This window comes from Capnocytophaga sp. oral taxon 878 (assembly GCF_002999135.1).
Lineage (GTDB): Bacteria > Bacteroidota > Bacteroidia > Flavobacteriales > Flavobacteriaceae > Capnocytophaga.
Genome location: NZ_CP027229.1, coordinates 320104 through 336950, shown reverse-complemented (window position 1 = coordinate 336950; position 16847 = coordinate 320104). Strand labels below are relative to the sequence as shown.

General features: G+C 37.3%; 12 protein-coding genes. 8 read left to right on the top strand and 4 right to left on the bottom strand.

Translation table 11 applies throughout. The features are described 5' to 3' along the window. The 3 genes from mraY to C4H12_RS01420 all read right to left on the bottom strand — a co-directional run bounded on the left by mraY (position 1) and on the right by C4H12_RS01420 (position 4250). Positions 1 to 1236, bottom strand: coding sequence for a phospho-N-acetylmuramoyl-pentapeptide-transferase (gene mraY / locus C4H12_RS01430; RefSeq protein WP_106097335.1), 1236 nt, complete (start codon positions 1234 to 1236; stop codon positions 1 to 3). 40 nt (positions 1237 to 1276) lie between these two features. Continuing rightward, positions 1277 to 2404 carry a Fic family protein gene (locus C4H12_RS01425; protein WP_106097334.1) on the bottom strand — a complete coding sequence of 376 codons (1128 nt, stop codon included), beginning with the start codon at positions 2402 to 2404 and terminating at the stop codon, positions 1277 to 1279. Between the two features lie 361 nt (positions 2405 to 2765). After that, the gene (locus tag C4H12_RS01420) at positions 2766 to 4250 is read right to left on the bottom strand and encodes a leucine-rich repeat domain-containing protein (RefSeq protein WP_164997582.1); all 1485 of its coding nucleotides are present in this window, start codon (positions 4248 to 4250) and stop codon (positions 2766 to 2768) included. 615 nt (positions 4251 to 4865) lie between these two features. Between C4H12_RS01420 and C4H12_RS01410 the strand changes: the two genes are divergently transcribed. Both C4H12_RS01410 and glyA read left to right on the top strand, forming a co-directional pair. Then, positions 4866 to 7334, top strand: coding sequence for an ATP-binding protein (locus C4H12_RS01410; RefSeq protein WP_106097331.1), 2469 nt, complete (start codon positions 4866 to 4868; stop codon positions 7332 to 7334). Positions 7335 to 7405: 71 nt separating this feature from the next. Further along, positions 7406 to 8680, top strand: a complete 1275-nt coding sequence (gene glyA, locus C4H12_RS01405) for a serine hydroxymethyltransferase (protein ID WP_106097330.1) — start codon at positions 7406 to 7408, stop codon at positions 8678 to 8680. Between the two features lie 95 nt (positions 8681 to 8775). Here the strand turns inward: glyA and C4H12_RS01400 are convergent, their stop codons facing one another. Further along, the gene (locus C4H12_RS01400) at positions 8776 to 10056 is read right to left on the bottom strand and encodes a M64 family metallopeptidase (RefSeq protein ID WP_106097329.1); all 1281 of its coding nucleotides are present in this window, start codon (positions 10054 to 10056) and stop codon (positions 8776 to 8778) included. 250 nt (positions 10057 to 10306) lie between these two features. Here C4H12_RS01400 and C4H12_RS01395 point away from each other — a divergent pair, with 250 nt between their 5' ends. From C4H12_RS01395 to C4H12_RS01370, 6 genes are all read left to right on the top strand, one after another. Continuing rightward, positions 10307 to 11353, top strand: coding sequence for a glycosyltransferase family 9 protein (locus C4H12_RS01395; protein WP_106097328.1), 1047 nt, complete (start codon positions 10307 to 10309; stop codon positions 11351 to 11353). A gap of 93 nt (positions 11354 to 11446) precedes the next feature. Then, positions 11447 to 12142, top strand: coding sequence for a head GIN domain-containing protein (locus C4H12_RS01390; protein ID WP_164997581.1), 696 nt, complete (start codon positions 11447 to 11449; stop codon positions 12140 to 12142). A 43-nt stretch (positions 12143 to 12185) separates the two neighbouring features. Next, positions 12186 to 12605: a type II 3-dehydroquinate dehydratase gene (gene aroQ, locus C4H12_RS01385; RefSeq protein WP_106097326.1), complete on the top strand. Its 420-nt coding sequence runs from the start codon at positions 12186 to 12188 to the stop codon at positions 12603 to 12605. 10 nt (positions 12606 to 12615) lie between these two features. Next, positions 12616 to 15450, top strand: a complete 2835-nt coding sequence (locus C4H12_RS01380; RefSeq protein ID WP_106097325.1) for an AsmA family protein — start codon at positions 12616 to 12618, stop codon at positions 15448 to 15450. Continuing rightward, positions 15428 to 15892, top strand: a complete 465-nt coding sequence (locus C4H12_RS01375; protein WP_254424789.1) for a methylated-DNA--[protein]-cysteine S-methyltransferase — start codon at positions 15428 to 15430, stop codon at positions 15890 to 15892. Before C4H12_RS01380 ends, C4H12_RS01375 begins: the two co-directional genes overlap by 23 nt. Next, on the top strand, positions 15882 to 16826 hold the full coding sequence (locus C4H12_RS01370; protein ID WP_106097323.1) for a GSCFA domain-containing protein: 945 nt from the start codon (positions 15882 to 15884) through the stop codon (positions 16824 to 16826). Before C4H12_RS01375 ends, C4H12_RS01370 begins: the two co-directional genes overlap by 11 nt. Positions 16827 to 16847: the final 21 nt, after the last annotated feature.

Here is a 16847-nt window from a genome sequence, read left to right as displayed (position 1 = left end):
CTATCTGATTTTTAGTGTTACAATACTAATAACTGCTAAGAAAATTCCTACAATAAGGAAGCGCATTACTATTTTACTTTCGTGATAGCCCTTCTTTTGATAATGGTGATGTAAAGGCGACATTAAAAAGATACGTCGTCCTTCACCATATTTCTTCTTTGTATATTTAAAATAAGCTACTTGCAGTATTACAGACAAGTTCTCTATCAAGAAAATACCACATAATATGGGTATAAGCAGTTCCTTACGCACTGCTATAGCTATCACAGCTATAATACCCCCAATGGTAAGGCTACCTGTATCGCCCATAAATACTTGGGCTGGATAGGTGTTGTACCACAAAAAGCCTACTAAGGCTCCTGCAAAAGCAGCTATAAACACTGTCATTTCGCCCACACGTGGTATGTACATAATATTGAGATATTCTGAGAAAATTACGTTACCTGATACCCACGCAAAGATACCCAAGGTAAGCACTATAATAGCCGAACTTCCTGCTGCTAAGCCATCAATACCATCGGTAAGGTTGGCACCATTGGAAACTGCTGTTACTATAAGTATAACAATAGGAATAAAGATAAGCCATACGTAATGGTGGTAGTTATCGCCTGTCCAAGCAATAAGGTCGGCATAGTCAAATTCATTGTTTTTTACAAAAGGAATAGTTGTTTTGGTAGATTTCACTTCGGGCACTATGTTCTCGGCAGGCATAGAGGTAACCACTTCGGTACGAGCGCGCCCAATACCTGTTTTTTCATTTTTTATAGTTACATTTTCATTAAAGTAAAGTGTAGCCCCTACAATAATACCCAAACCTACCTGACCGAGTACCTTAAAGCGTCCTTTTAGTCCGTCCTTATTTTTGCGGAAGGTTTTGATATAATCATCTAGAAAACCGATAGTACCCATCCAGACAGTAGTAATGATAAGCAAAATGGTGTACACATTATCTAACTTTGCCAGCAATAGTACGGGTATAAGGGTAGCAAGAATAATGATAATACCGCCCATAGTAGGAGTACCTGCTTTTTCATTCTGCCCTGTAAGCCCGAGGTCGCGAACTGTTTCACCTATCTGTTTGCGCTGTAGTAGACGTATGATGCGCTTGCCATAGATAGTAGAAATAAGCAAGGATAACATTAGTGCTAAGCCTGCCCTAAATGATAAGTATTTGTACAAACCTGACCCAGGAAAGTCATAGAATTTTTCAAGGTTTTCTAACAGATGATAAAACATTTCTCAATTAACAATTAATAATTAATAAAACTTACTGAGATTACTTTTTAAATAAATCTATATAATCTTTAAATACATAAATTTTTCCTCGTGATGCTCCAGTTGTTTCTTTTAGAACGCCTATTTTTTCCAATTCGGCTATTAAGTTATAAGTAGTTTTATGTGATTTTCCTATCACACTACTTATTTTTTGAGCATCTACTACTGGATTTTGATACATAAAAGCGACTAACTTATTAGTATCTTTATATTTATTTGAGCCTAACTCTTTTATTTTAGCATCAATGGTATGTTGTAACTGAAGTATTGCATCAAAAGTTGAGACACCTTTTTTGGCTGTTTCAATTACTCCTGTAAGGAAAAACTTTAGCCATTGACTGATATTGTTATGCGTTCGTACCCTTGTAAGATTATCATAGTACAAGGCTCTATTACGTTCAAAAAAATCAGATAAATACAATATGGGTCTCTTGAGAATTCCTTTACTTACCAAGTAAAGTGTTATGAGCAATCGTCCTACTCGTCCATTACCATCTAGAAAGGGGTGAATAGTTTCAAATTGGTAATGTATAATTGCTATTTTCAGCAAGTCGGGTAGAGGATTGGAATCATCATTAGCAAATTTCTCTAAATCTGACATCAATTCTGATAATGAAGTGTGTACTGGAGGTACAAATACTGCATCGTTTATTGTAGCCCCACCTATCCAATTTTGGCTTACACGATATTCACCTGGTTGTTTATGTTCGCCTCGTACCCCTTGTAGTAATATTTTGTGTGTTTGTCGTATCAGTCGTGAAGAGAAAGGCAATGTATGTAATAGTTCCACTGCTTCTTTCATAGCTAAAATATAATTTTGCACTTCTTCCCAATCATTTCTTTTTTCTGACACTACTTCTTTTTTCTCTAAAAATGTATCTTCTATATTGGTTTGTGTTCCCTCTATTCTTGATGATTGAGTAGCTTCTTTAGCAATATGCATTTGGATAAACATTTCAATATTCACATATTCTGAATACATATCCAATCTACCTAAGTGTCTATCAGCCTGACTGAGCAGTTGTAGCACATCCATATCGTGCATCTGCCATTCTCGGTTAATAAACATAGGCTGGAAACTTTTGTAATATCCTTGATTGATATAAGTGCCGGCTTTAAACTGTTCCATTATAACTCAACTATTCCTATTTTACTTTTTTGTATAAAAGAAAATTAACAAACATCCTTATTTTACTTTTAGGGCAAAAAGGAAAATAACAAACATCCTTATTTTACTTTTGGGGCAAAAAGGAAAATAACAAACATCCTTATTTTACTTTTAGGGCAAAAAGGAAAATAACAAACATCCTTATTTTACTTTTAGGGCAAAAAGGAAAATAACAAACATCCTTATTTTACTTTTGAGGCAAAAAGGAAAATAACTCTTTTTAGAATTGCGGCGCAAAAGTACAAACTTTTTTGCATATAGCAAATTTGCCAATTAACAAATTCTGCTAATTGGCAAATTCAGAATCCCATTTATGTACAAATTAATCTATCACATTGGCATAATCACTCCAATTAACAGCTGCTTTGTAAGCATTGGCAGTGCCTTCGGGTACTTGTATGTACTGAATGGTGGTAGGAATTGCGTCTTTGGCTAAAGTAGGTGGTGTAGTAGCGCCTATTTCTATTGATTTGAGATCGCAACCTTTAAAGGCTCCTTGCCCTATACTACTTACCTTTTGAGGTATGCGCATAGTGGTAACGCCTGTATTGGCAAAAGTATTGGGAGCAATAGCTGTAAGCTGAGTAGGCAAAGCATTTAATGTAAGCGCTTTGCAACCTTCAAAGGCTGCTTCGCCTATAGTTGTAAGTGTATTAGGAAGGTGTATATCGGCAATGGGAGTTCCTTTAAATGCCTCGGCACCTATTTCGGTTAAAGCTGTTTCTTCAAGGGCTAAATATGTTACTTTTGTATTATAAAAGGCTCTGTTTTTAATGCTTTTAATTTTTTTAGTAAGAAATATTCGTTCCAACTGGGTATTGGCAAAGGCATTTTCGCCAATAGTTGTAACCTTACTTAAATAAAGGTTGGTATTCATATCGATAGGTGTGGTAGTAGATCCTGTCCACTTAAGTAAGGTAGTTCCATCGGCACTAAGTTGGAAATCGGCATTAGAATGAGGAGTTACATAGACAGTGAGGGAGGCTGTTTGGGCTGAAATCTCATCAATTACTAACAATTCAAAAAAGCCTGGTAATTGGTTAGCTTTGATTTTAAGCAGGTTGTTTTCAAAAGAGATTGTAGCTTGTGGGTAAGAGGGGTACTGTGTGCTGTATTTTCCTTTACCGTTAAGTATTTTCAGTTGTGCTGTTTCACCTATTTTAATATTGAGTTCTGTTTTTTCAAGTTGAAAGACTTTAGGGGTATTATCAACAACTGTAATAGTGAATGTTATGTGGTTATTGGTTTTTACATCGGTTATAGTAGCGGTAGCTGTACCTTCGGCAAGAGCATTGACAGTTATTTTTTGAGCTGTACTGCTAACTGTAAGGGTAGCTATAGCCTTGCTGCTTTCGGTTTGTGTAAGCTGGTAATCGCCATTACCGGAGGTAATATTTAGTTCGGCTGTTTTGCCTACTTCTACTTCAAGAGCAGTTTTTTCGAGTGTAAAGGGGTTCGGCTGTTTGCTAACTTTTATAACAATAAACTTAATTTGGTCTGGCACTTTATTATCGATAACTGAAATTTTGGTTTCTCCAGCCGTTTTAGCAGTAATACTTATAGCCGTTTTATCGGCAGTAAGAGTAGCGGCAGCAATATTTTTGCTTGTTTGGGTCTCGATAATTTTATAATCGTTATTGCCGGAAGTGATTTTCACTACTTCAGTTTGTCCCTCAGTAAGAGCTACTTCATTTTTTTCAATTGTAAAAGGGTTGAACACAGGTTGTGGTTGTTCGTCTTCTTTTTTACATTGAGTAATGATGGCTGCGATGAAGAGCAGCATAGTGATTTTGATCGTTTTTAACATCTGAATATAGTTTAAAAAATTAGATTCTTTTACCCTTGGCATTGAGCAACATAAATGATTTTGCATTTTTCTCATTATATGATGATTTTATCATAAATAACAGCAATGTTTTCAAAAAATCGGTGCAAAATTAGTAATTATTTTTGAATTAGCAAGAATTAATTTCAAAATAGGTATTTTAGCAAGTCGTTTTTGGGCTGATTTGGCACCTACAACGGCATATAGAGTAATGAGAAAAATGCAGTGTTTGGAGAGTTTTGTTGCAATTTCGGCAAAAATAAGATTTGAAAATAAAGCGGCTGATATTCAGCAAGATAATGTTTATCCTTCGTTTACAGTTCGTTTATCCTTCGTTATTCGTTCGTTCATTGTAAGGGATAGCTATAAGGTGCTTGGGGTAGTGATGAGAGCTAACCGAGCTGATTATTAGGGATTTGCGTTTTTACTCAAAAACAAAATAAGGGTTGGTATTTTTTGAAATATTGGCAATAAAAATGAGAAATAGATGAGATTTTTTTATTTTTAGGTAGAAAGAGGTAGGCATTGGATAAAAGAGATAGCTTTTGCTATTTTGAAAAAAAATTGTACTTTTGCGCGCATATTCAGATATTTGAAATGAAAGTAAGCAAAATAACTATAAAGGTAATTATAAGCTATACACTACTGGTATGTGTATCATTAGTAGCGGGGTATGTGATTTTAAAAGAAATTAATAAACTATCGGAGCAAGAGACTATTAACCAGCAAGATAGAGCTAAGATTGTACAAGTAACCAAAATTATCACCTTAGTGAACGATGCTGAAAACGCTAGTAGAGTTGCTATACGTACTGATGATAAAGAGGCTTTATATGTATTTTTGCAAAAAAACTTACATTTGCAAACTGAAATATTGATGTTTAGACGTGATATCAGTTCGGAAAAGCAACTCTTTACCTTGGATACTATTACTTCACTGCTAAAACTAAAAAGCCAAAACTTACAAGAACTGAAATCATATCAGGAACGCGATAGCAGCTCAATAATTATACGTGCTGCCATAAACAAACTATCGAGCTTGGAGCCTTATTTGGGTTATGAACTTTATACCAAAAACCAATTGAAAAAAAAGAATGTTAGCCCTAAAATTACTCCTGCCGACATAGAGAGTATTCTGAAAAAATATCAGTATATAAAGATTGCGCCTTCATTAGAGAAACTTACTAAGAACAATAAGTTTGACAAGGTAGTAATGGAGACCCTTAGCTTACTAAACAAAGTAGACGCTGAAAACCAAGAGACTAAAAACCAAATTAACGAACAAATGCAGCAGCTTTGGCATAACGATGTGCTGCTATCACGCAAGCTAGATGATATGCTGCGTAATTTTGGGGAAGAAATACTACTGAGCTCACAAAAACTTAGTTTGGAACGCAAAGCTATTTTTGAGAATAGCCGAGACCTGCTGTTACTTGCTTTTTTTATAGCTTTGGGTATCATAGCAATTTCGGCTATTGTGATTATTAATGATTTTGTCATTTCGCAACAATACCGCAAACGATTGGAAGCTGCTAACCGTAAAAGCAATAACTTACTAAAAAACCGTGAGCAGCTGATATCGATGGTAAGTCATGATTTGCGCACTCCTTTAAGTTCGATTTTGGGCTATTCGGAGTTATTGAGCAAGCAAAATATTTCGGCTAGGGGAAAGAATTACCTTTCACATATTAAATACTCATCGGATTATATTTCAAAACTGGTAGATGAGCTTTTGGATTATACTCGTATTGAAAGTGGGAAAATAGTGTTGGAGAAAATACCTTTTAATACTACTGAAATTATTGATGAGGTAGCTGCTAATGTGAAATCGGCCTATAAACAGAAGGAAATAGAACTTTCTTTTAGTTTTTCGGATACGGTTAAAGAGCTGAACTTTTCTAGTGATGCTTATAGGATTAAGCAGATATTGTACAACTTTATTTCGAACGCATTTAAATTTACTGATAAAGGCGTTGTGCATATACAAGCTGATGCCCGACAAATAAAAGATGAGGAGTACGAAATAGGGATAGCGGTAACTGACACTGGTATAGGCATTAAAAAGGAACAACAGGAACATATTTTTGACGAATTCACGCAAGCTAATGATGAAATATCGAAGCGTTATGGAGGTTCGGGATTAGGGCTGCACATCTCACAAAAATTAGCTCACTTACTGGGAGGTAAGATATACTTAGAAAGCGAAGAAGGGAAAGGTAGTACCTTTACATTGAGATTCATTGCTGAAAAAGTGGTGAAACGCACTCAAGCTACGCCTATAATTACATCAGACAAAGAAGCTGAGAATATTACTGTTGTAGTAATTGATGACGATAACTCTATCCTATCACTTATTGAAGAACTACTTAAACAAAAACAAATACGCCCTATTACCTTTACTAATGGCAAAGAAGCTCTTGAGCGGCTACCTCAGCTTAAATTTGACCTAGTAATAACTGACATACAATTGCCTGAAATGAATGGGTTTCACTTTGTTACCCTATTTAATGAGCAATATCAAGACCACCCACTACCTGTACTAGCTATTACTGGTAGACGTGATGTGCCTGAAAGCTTTTATACCCAAAGTGGTTTCTCGGGGATATTACCCAAGCCTTTTACCCCAGAGAAGTTTTATGAAAAACTACAGATATTTTTCCCTAAACTGAATATTGAAGTAATACACAAACCAATTATGGTGAGCACTCATACCCCCATAGGTGGCTATACACCTGAAATATTAGAAACATTTATGGGTGATGATACTGAGGGTATTGTAACTATATATGAACAATTCATTAAAGAAACAGATGAGAACTTACAAAAATTAGCTACACTTGCTGAAGCAGAAGACTATGCAGGTATTAAGGCTATAGCTCATAAAATGACAACAATGTTTGCGCAAATTAATGCTGAACGCGAATCGGAAATACTACTGATACTAAACAAGGTAAATACTGAAGTTCCTGATGATTTAAAAGAGAAAATAGATATCCTTACCCAACTATTTGGCAATGAGTGCAAACCTACTATTGAACAATACATTACTATCTGTAAAAACAAATAGAGAAATAAAATTTGCTAATATACAAAAACAACGTATATTTGCCGAAAATTGTAAATAACAAATCCCATAATATGCAAAGAGACATTGATATTTTTGAACTTATCGAAGACGAAAGAGAGCGTCAGTTATGCGGTATTGAGCTTATCGCTTCGGAGAACTTTGTAAGCGACCAAGTGATGGAAGCTGCAGGCTCGGTACTTACTAACAAATACGCTGAAGGTTACCCAGGACGTAGATATTACGGTGGCTGTGAGGTAATAGATGAGATTGAGCAAATTGCTATAGATCGTGCTAAAGCACTTTTTGGAGCTGAGTATGCCAATGTGCAACCTCATAGTGGTTCGCAAGCTAATGCATCGGTATATGCGGCTTGCCTTAAACCAGGTGATAAAATACTTGGTTTTGACTTATCACACGGAGGACACCTTACACACGGCTCACCAGTGAACTTTTCTGGTAGGTTATACGAACCTGTATTCTACGGAGTAGAGAAAGAAACAGGCTTGTTAAACTATGACAAAATACAAGAAATAGCTGAACGTGAACGCCCACAAATGATAGTAGCAGGAGCTTCGGCTTACTCACGTGATATTGATTTTAAACGTTTTCGTGAAATAGCTGATAGCGTAGGAGCTCTACTCTTTGCTGATATAGCGCACCCAGCAGGGCTTATAGCTAAAGGACTTCTTTCTGACCCTATCCCTTATTGCCATATAGTAACCACTACTACTCATAAAACATTAAGAGGCCCACGTGGTGGTTTGATACTAATGGGTAAAGACTTTGAGAATCCTTTTGGACTTAAAACTCCTAAAGGGGAAATCAGAATGATGTCGTCTTTATTGGACAGCTCGGTATTCCCAGGCAACCAAGGAGGCCCATTAGAGCATATTATTGCTGCAAAGGCTATTGCTTTTGGCGAAGCTCTTTCGGATGACTTTTTGCACTATGCTATCCAAATACAGAAGAATGCGCGCAAACTAGCTGCTACCCTTATAGGCAAAGGTTATGATATCATATCAAAAGGGACTGATAACCACCTAATGCTTATTGACTTGCGCAATAAGGATATTAGCGGTAAAGAAGCTGAAGCTGCTTTGGGTAAAGCTGATATTACTGTGAATAAAAATATGGTGCCTTTTGATACTCGCTCGCCTTTTGTTACTAGCGGTATACGCTTGGGAGTAGCTGCAATTACTACTCGTGGACTTAAAGAGGATGATATGGTGCGCATAGCTGACTTTATAGACCGTGCTATTACGAACCATACTAATGACGAGGTATTGGAGGAAATTGCAAATGAGGTAAACTCATTTATGGAAGAAAGACCTTTATTTGCATACTAATTAATAAATTAACTATTTAGCAAATAGAAAGAGGCTGCTCAAAATATTGAGCAGCCTCTTTTTTTGTATTATCGCTAAATGTGGATTGATAGAGATTATTCGGTGTAGAATTTCACTACCCTGCGGATAGCACGCTCACATACGGGGCAGAAGCCTTTGGGCTCATTGGATTTCATACGGCAATCTTGTACTGGACTGTACATCCCTTTGGTGAGGTAACCGCCTCCTTCAAAAGCTCCTACTTCGTTCAGATACTTGGGAATGCGAGGGGTAGGTATTGGTGTTTTCTTCTTGACCATATCTTTCCATTTGCTACCAAAATCGACTAAGGTGGTTATGTTTTCTTCCCAAGGTTCTATTTTGAGGTTGTACATATCTTGAAATGTAGGATCCCATTCATAATAATATTCATCGGCGAGGCCTACGAAGCCGTGTCCGAACTCATGTATGTATACTTTTTCGGATAGCTCGTGATCGGCTGTGCCTAAGTTAAGGTGATTGTAGAACCCGCCTCCGCCATAGGTGCTAGTGTTGACTAATATATAGAGCTGATCATAGGGTACTAGGGCTGCTGCATCGGCTATTTCTTTGAGGGAGTTGGTAGTGAGGTAGCGTTCCTGATCGAAGGTGTAGAATGATGAGTGGAATGCGGTGTTTTTGTAGATGTTTTTGCCTGGAACATCGGTTCCGCTTTCCTGTGAGGGTACTGCTATAGCGTAGATATTAAAGTCGTTTTTAAGCTGACTAAAGGGGGGGATGGTGAACATATAGTCGGTCATACGTTGTGCATCGGCATAAAACTTATCCATTTGTGAAGAGGTATAGCCTTCTGAGAGGATAGCTAAATCGACTTTTTTGGCTGCATCGCCATTATGGAGGAGTTTTTTTACGGGGTAAGAAACGGGTGTTTCTTCTTTAATAAAATAGTCGTTGGGGTTAATGATTTGTTTGGCTATAGTTTGGAATTGCCCGTTATGGTCGCGCAAATCGATATGTACTGTAAGGGGTTTGAGAGGGAAGGGTACTTGCATTGCGTGATAAAAGAGGCGTTTTTCGGTTTTAGCTTCTTTAATTGCAGCCCATTCATTGGATAGGGAGTTAAAGCCTTTGGAGTAGACGAGCTGATTGCCATCAAAGAGTTGGAGGCGGAGAGTACCTAAATTGGGTGATATGAGGTTGGTATGTGAGCCTCCCCAATAAGGTTCTTTTTTGAGTTGCTGGAAAAGGACTTCGGTGTGCTGGGCATCGGTGAGCAGATTAAAGTCGATGCGCAAGCTGTTATTGAAGTTAAATACGGGAGATTGTTGCCCCCATACGGAGTGTTGTGTTGCCCCCAAGGTGAAGGCTAGAAAAAAAAATAAAAATAAATGTTTCATTATAAGTTGATATTAGTTTTTTTTTATTACATTTGCCGTGTTTTTAGGAGAATGTGAGGGATAAGAGTGAGATACTGAGTAGAGGTTACTGGCTGTATATAGCTTAGGGGCTACTGAGTTTTACCAGCTCACTAACTATCCTTCGTTTATAGTTCGTTTATCCTTCGTTCAAGGTATATACTATTTAGGCTATAGTAGTGCTATATTGAAGGCACAAAATTAATAATAATAATTTTAACACCAAAACAAAATGGAACATATTGCTATTTTTAGAATGTCGGCTATGGGAGATGTAGCCATTAGCGTACCTGTAATTACGGCGTTTGCGTGTGAATATCCTGAGGTAAAAATCACGATGGTTACGCGTCCGTTATTTGCACCTATGTTTGCGCACATACCTAATTTGAGTGTATTTACGCCTGAATTGTATGGGAAGCACGCAGGGGTATTGGGGTTGTATAAACTTTACAAAGAGTTACGAGCTAGGGGCGTTGATGGTGTTGCTGACATTCACAATGTACTACGCACTAATATTCTTAAATTCTTTTTTAGATGGGCTAAGATTCCGTTTGCACAGATTGATAAGGGCAGGCTGGAAAAGCAGGCTTTGACACGGTATCGTTTCAAATCATTTAGGCAATTAAAGCCTTCATACCAGCGGTATGCTGATGTGTTTGGGGCTTTGGGGTATCCTATTGATTTATCGGAAGAATATATACTTCCGCCCTTAAAACTAAGTGAAGTGGTACAGAAATTGCTGCCTAAAGGTGTACGAATAGGGGTGGCTCCTTTTGCGTCATATCCTGGAAAGCAGTACCCTTTTGAAGGGATGTGTGAAGTTATAAAGAGGCTATCGGAAGAGTATTGTGATAGTAAGATTTATGTTTTTGGTGGAGGAAAGGCTGAAGAGGAACAAGTGAGTAGGATTTCGGTGCCTAATGCTGAGAATATGGTGGGACGGTTATCATTCACACAAGAATTGGAACTGATTTCGCACTTGGATGTAATGATTGGGATGGACAGTGGTAATGCGCACCTATCGGCTATGTATGGGGTACCTACAATTACTATCTGGGGAGTTACGCATCCTTATGCGGGTTTTTACCCTTATGGACAACCTATAGAGAATGCTTTGCTGGCAGATAGAGAGCATTTCCCACTTATACCGACATCGGTATATGGGAAGAAGTATCCGAAAGGATATGAGAAAGCTATAGAGACGGTTAGAGTAGAACAGATAGTGGAAAAGGTGAGAGAGGTGCTTGCTTTGACCCATCAAAAAAGAGAAGAAGATTAAGAATGTAACACCGTGGATATTTTTTTAATTGTATAACATAAAATGAGGACCTTATAACTGACCTCTGCTGGGGGAAAGTTGGGGTAAATGACTATGAAAAAACTTATTACTTTTTTATTTGGAATATTGGTGAGTGTAACAGCATGCAGCCAAGAGAAGAATATGGTTACAGAAAACCGCAATGTAGGAGCTTATACACAGATAGAAGTATCGGGGGCTTATGTGATAGTGCTTACTGAAGGTACAATAGGTGAACTTACTGTAAAAGCGCCTGAAAAATCACTTCCTTATCTTATTACTAAAGTGGAAAACAACACACTTAAAATAAGCATGGATAACTCTTTTAACTTTCGTAGAGGCAACTTCACAATTTACGTACCTGTGAACAATCAGCTTAAAGGAGTGGTAGTAAAAGGTACCGTTAGTATAAGAGCTGAAAAAGAACTAGAAGCAGAGACTTTGGAAATGAAAATAAATGGGACTGCTAATGTGAATGCTGCTTTAAAGACGGGTGCCTTAAACTTACGTATAGCAGGAGCAGGTAGTGCTATCCTTAGCGGAAGTACTCAAGAACTAGCTGTAGAGATTAATGGTACTGGCTCGGTAAATGGTAATAATTTAAAGGCTATGAATGCAACTTTGGATATTGCAGGAGCGGGCTCAATTAATGCATATGTAAGTGGAGAACTAGATGCCATAGTACGAGGTGTAGGCAGTATAAAAGTGAATGGAAATCCTAAAGTACGCAGCCAAGTGATAAAGGGATTAGGAAGCATAAAAATTAATTGACAAAAAAGCAGATTGGTGTATTAGCAATTTAGTAAATTAGTAGATGAAGAAGAAAGTATTAATTATTAATGGCCCTAATTTAAACTTATTGGGCATACGGGAGCCATCGATTTATGGAGGGGAGAGTTTTGAGGATTTTATAGCAAATTTAGAAGTGCAGTTTCCCGAAATAGAGCTTAGCTATTACCAAAGCAATCACGAAGGTGCGCTGATAGATAAAATTCATGAAGTAGGCTTCGGTTATGATGGTATTGTGCTAAATGCTGGAGGATATACCCATACATCGGTAGCATTGGCTGATGCTATAAAAGCAATAAGCACCCCTGTGGTAGAAGTACATATTTCTAACACTTTTGCCCGAGAGACTTTTAGACACCAATCGTACCTTTCGCCGGTAGTGAAAGGTGTAGTAGTGGGGTTTGGATTGAAGAGTTATGAACTGGCACTACAAAGCTTTTTATGATTAAAACTGAATGAGAAAATATATATTTAAAGCTTTAAAATACGCAGGGTTATTGATAGCCCTGCTTTTGGCATTTGTGGTGATATTCCCAATGTTATACCCTGAGTATGTTACAGAAAAGATAAAGAAGCTAACCAATGACAACCTTAATGGAGAATTGAATTTTAGTAAAGCTAATCTTACCTTTTTTACACACTTTCCTTCACTTACCCTAAACTTAGATGATGTACTGCTAAAAGGCTCTGCGCCTTATGCCAATGATACATTAGTATCGGTAAAGCAGCTTTCATTAGGGATTGATGTGAAGGATTTACTTTTCTCAAAAAAGATTGATATAGAGGAGATTTATCTAAAAAATGCCTTTGTACATATTAAAGTAAATGAGCAAGGAGAAGCTAATTACAATGTGTACAAATCGGGAAGTGAAGCAGAAAGTGATGATACAACTGATGATACTGGAATAAACTTGCAACGTATTGAGCTGAGAAATACTAGATTGATTTATGATGACAAATCGACTGGGATTAATATTACGGCTAATGGGTTTAATTATTTAGGTAAAGGAGGCTTGGAAGAATCTATTTTTAGTTTGCGTACCAAAGCCGAGATACAACAGTTTAGTTTTCTTTTTGGGGGAGAATCTTACCTAAAAGATAAACATATAAATGCTGAGCTTACAACCCAAATAAATACCCATTCGCTATCATTTATATTTCAGCAGAACAATCTAAAAATAAACCGCTTGCCTGTTGATTTTAAAGGAAAGTTAGACTTTTTAAGCAATGGGTATGATATTAATATAGCAATTAATTCGGTTAATAGCAATTTAGACGACCTTTTTACAGCCTTGCCTCCACAATTTACTCAGTGGCATAAGAAGGCTACTCTTAGTGGTAAAACAGACTTAGAATTTGCTATGAAAGGCAAATATATTACCTCACAGGGATTAAGTCCTGATATATACTTAAAAATGAAGGTACGTGAGGCTGCCGTAGGCTATGAAGGAGTGCCTGTGAATGCTGAAAATCTGTATTTGAACTTTGAAGCAAACTTACCTGCATTAGATGTAAATAAGGCGAGTGTAAAACTTGATTCTATTTATTTTACCATAGGTAAAGAGTATTTTTCGGGTATTTTTAGTTTAAATGGTTTGAATCCGCCGGTGGTGGATGCTAAGGTGCGGGCTAATATAGATATTGACAATGTAATGCACCTTTTGGATAGAAAAGACTTGCAGTTAAGAGGAATGCTTTTAGCTAATATAAAAGCTAAAGGTACTTATGCCCCTGCTCAACATTTATTCCCTATTACCAAAGGAAATTGGCAGCTCAGTAATGGTTACCTAAAAACCGCTTATTACCCGAACCCTATTACTGATATACAGTGCAATGGTACCCTTGAGAATACTGATGGTACCCTGCAAACCTTAGCTGTAAAACTCTTACCGCTTACTTTTCAGTTTGAAGATAAACCTTTTACAGTACAGCTATCAATGGAAGATTTTGAGGATATTAGGTATGATTTGCAGGCTAAAGGTGAGCTAGATATAGCTAAGATTTACAAAGTATTCTCGCAAAAAGGTTTAGACTTCCAGGGGTATGCTAATGCAGATATCAGCTTAAAGGGGAAACAGAGTGATGCTACTAAAGGGAGGTATCATCTGCTGGAAAACAAAGGAGTGGTAACGCTACACAATATACAAACTACTACCGATTACCTACCCCTGCCATTTGTGATACAAGAAGGTACTTTTAGATTTAAACAAGATGATATGCTCTTTAGCAACTTCCGTGCTATGTATGGCAAATCGGACTTTGTGATGAATGGACGAATGAGCAATGTGATAAACTTTTTGCTATCAAATAAAGAAGTACTAAAGGGGAACTTTTCGGTAAGTTCACGCTATCTGGATGTAGATTCATTTATGCAACCCCTTGATATAACTGAAAACGAAACTACCGAAAATACTACTACAGAAAGCACTACTACTGCCACCACTACAACTACTGAAAAAGGGGTAATAGCTGTGCCTAAAGTGTTTGACTTCAACCTAAATGCTGACCTTAAAAAAGTAGCCATACAAGGGCTTACCATCCAAAACCTAAGAGGAAGCACCCAACTGAAAAGAGGAGTGCTATCGCTTAAAAATGTAATTTTTAACCTTATAGGAGTAACTGCCCATATTGATGCCCTATATGCAGATGAAACCCCTAAACGTGCTAGGTTTAACTTCAAGATAAAAGCAGAGAACTTTGATGTGCAAAAAGCTTATAAGGAAGTGAAACTGTTTAGAGAAATGGTTTCGATGGCAAAAGATGCAAGGGGTATCATTTCATTAGATTACGCTGTAGAAGGAAAACTGAATGACGAGATGCTACCTATATACCCATCAGTAGTAGGAGGGGGTGTACTTTCGGTAGATAGTGTGCAGATGAAGGGCTTCAAACTTTTTAATATAATAAGTGACAAAACTGGTACTGATGCACTGCGAGACAGCAAACTATCGACTATTGATATTAAGACTACTATTAAGAATAACCTTATTACAGTAGAGCGGTTCAAATTTAAAGTATCTGGGTTTAGACCACGTATTGAAGGGCAAAGCAGTTTTGATGGTAAGCTGAATTTCAAAATACGCTTAGGCTTACCCCCATTGGGCATTATTGGTATCCCTATAAAAGTGACCGGTACCCAGCAAAACCCTAAAATAAGCTTGGGTAGCAAAAGTAAAGATTTAGAAGAAACAGAATACGACCCTAATAGTGAGGCAACAAATGAGGAACAAGAAACTATACCAGAAGAAAATAAACAGCCCGATAGGAATGCTGATAGCAATGGCAACTGATGAGGCTATTTATGTAGTGGACTTTTTGGACAACCTTAGTTGGCACCTTGACCAAGCTATTGTACTAAAACACTTAGGAGCTACTAATGTAGATAGAGAAAACGACCTCCTGCTACAATTAGAACAACAACTAAAAGAATACTTTGCCAAAGAACGAAAAGAATTCAGTTTACCTATACAATTTGTAGGCACTCCCTTTCAAGAAGAGGTATGGAAAGTACTACAAACTATACCTTACGGCAAGACTATAAGCTATAAAGAAGAAGCTGTAGCTATAGGTAACCCTAAAGCTGCGCGCGCTGTAGCTAATGCTAATGGCAAGAATAGACTATCTATTATTGTGCCTTGCCACAGAGTTATAGGCAATGATGGAGGCCTTGGAGGTTACACAGGAGGGATTACACGAAAAGCATATTTGCTAAAATTAGAAAATGGACTTTAGAACAATTGTTACTATTGCAGAGACACCAAGTATTACTTACTATTCAGAAATAGTGAGCTTAGGCTCGTGCTTTGCTGTAAATATGGGTGAGCAATTTGCTTATTACAAGTTCCCGATTACCTTGAACCCTTTTGGGACACTTTTTCAGCCTATAGCCATTGAAAATGTTATTAATAGGGCAATACAAGGTGAGGTGTATACTGATAATGATTTTTTTAACTACAACGAGCTTTGGCATAGCTTCAGTTTTCATTCTTCGCTTAGCAAACCGACCTTAAAAGAAGCTATTGCCTTTGCTAATGAACAACAAACACAACTACGTACAGCGCTGCAAACAGCCTCTGTTTGCTTTATTACCTTGGGCACCTCATGGGTGTATATACACAATAGCACTGAAAGCATAGTGGCAAACTGCCATAAATTACCCCAAGCACACTTCAGCAAACGACTGCTTCGGGTGGAGGAGATAAGTGATAGTTTATCTCATATTATTGAACTTGTAAAGAGTTACAACCCAGAGTTGCAACTCATCTTCACTATTTCGCCGGTAAGGCACAGCAAAGATGGTTTTTTTGAAAATCAGGTGAGTAAAGGACAGTTATTTACCGCTCTGTATCCGTTAATAGCGGCTAAAAAAGCTGCTTACTTCCCTGCTTACGAGCTGCTGATAGATGAACTACGTGATTACCGCTTTTATGCAGATGATATGCTGCACCCCTCGCCTATGGCTATACTATATATATGGGAACGACTTATCAATAGTTATATTACTAATGATACCCAAGCTGATATGAAAACAGTAGACAATATACAAAAAGGACTACAACACAGACCTTTTAATCCAGAGACTGAAAGCCATCAGCGATTTTTGGCACAGCTAAGGGAGAAAATTGCGAAGTTTGAAGCAAAATATCCGCACATTCAGTTTAAATAAGAAATAACAGATAAGATTTTA

What these genes read in the sequence shown, in the direction of transcription:
- C4H12_RS01395 (WP_106097328.1), top strand. Translation starts at nt 10,307, where the DNA reads ATGGAACATATTGCTATTTTTAGAATGTCGGCTATGGGAGATGTAGCC.
- C4H12_RS01425 (WP_106097334.1), bottom strand. Translation starts at nt 2,404, where the DNA reads ATGGAACAGTTTAAAGCCGGCACTTATATCAATCAAGGATATTACAAA.
- C4H12_RS01390 (WP_164997581.1), top strand. Translation starts at nt 11,447, where the DNA reads ATGAAAAAACTTATTACTTTTTTATTTGGAATATTGGTGAGTGTAACA.
- mraY (WP_106097335.1), bottom strand. Translation starts at nt 1,236, where the DNA reads ATGTTTTATCATCTGTTAGAAAACCTTGAAAAATTCTATGACTTTCCT.
- C4H12_RS01375 (WP_254424789.1), top strand. Translation starts at nt 15,428, where the DNA reads ATGCTGATAGCAATGGCAACTGATGAGGCTATTTATGTAGTGGACTTT.
- C4H12_RS01370 (WP_106097323.1), top strand. Translation starts at nt 15,882, where the DNA reads ATGGACTTTAGAACAATTGTTACTATTGCAGAGACACCAAGTATTACT.
- aroQ (WP_106097326.1), top strand. Translation starts at nt 12,186, where the DNA reads ATGAAGAAGAAAGTATTAATTATTAATGGCCCTAATTTAAACTTATTG.
- C4H12_RS01400 (WP_106097329.1), bottom strand. Translation starts at nt 10,056, where the DNA reads ATGAAACATTTATTTTTATTTTTTTTTCTAGCCTTCACCTTGGGGGCA.
- glyA (WP_106097330.1), top strand. Translation starts at nt 7,406, where the DNA reads ATGCAAAGAGACATTGATATTTTTGAACTTATCGAAGACGAAAGAGAG.
- C4H12_RS01420 (WP_164997582.1), bottom strand. Translation starts at nt 4,250, where the DNA reads ATGTTAAAAACGATCAAAATCACTATGCTGCTCTTCATCGCAGCCATC.
- C4H12_RS01410 (WP_106097331.1), top strand. Translation starts at nt 4,866, where the DNA reads ATGAAAGTAAGCAAAATAACTATAAAGGTAATTATAAGCTATACACTA.
- C4H12_RS01380 (WP_106097325.1), top strand. Translation starts at nt 12,616, where the DNA reads ATGAGAAAATATATATTTAAAGCTTTAAAATACGCAGGGTTATTGATA.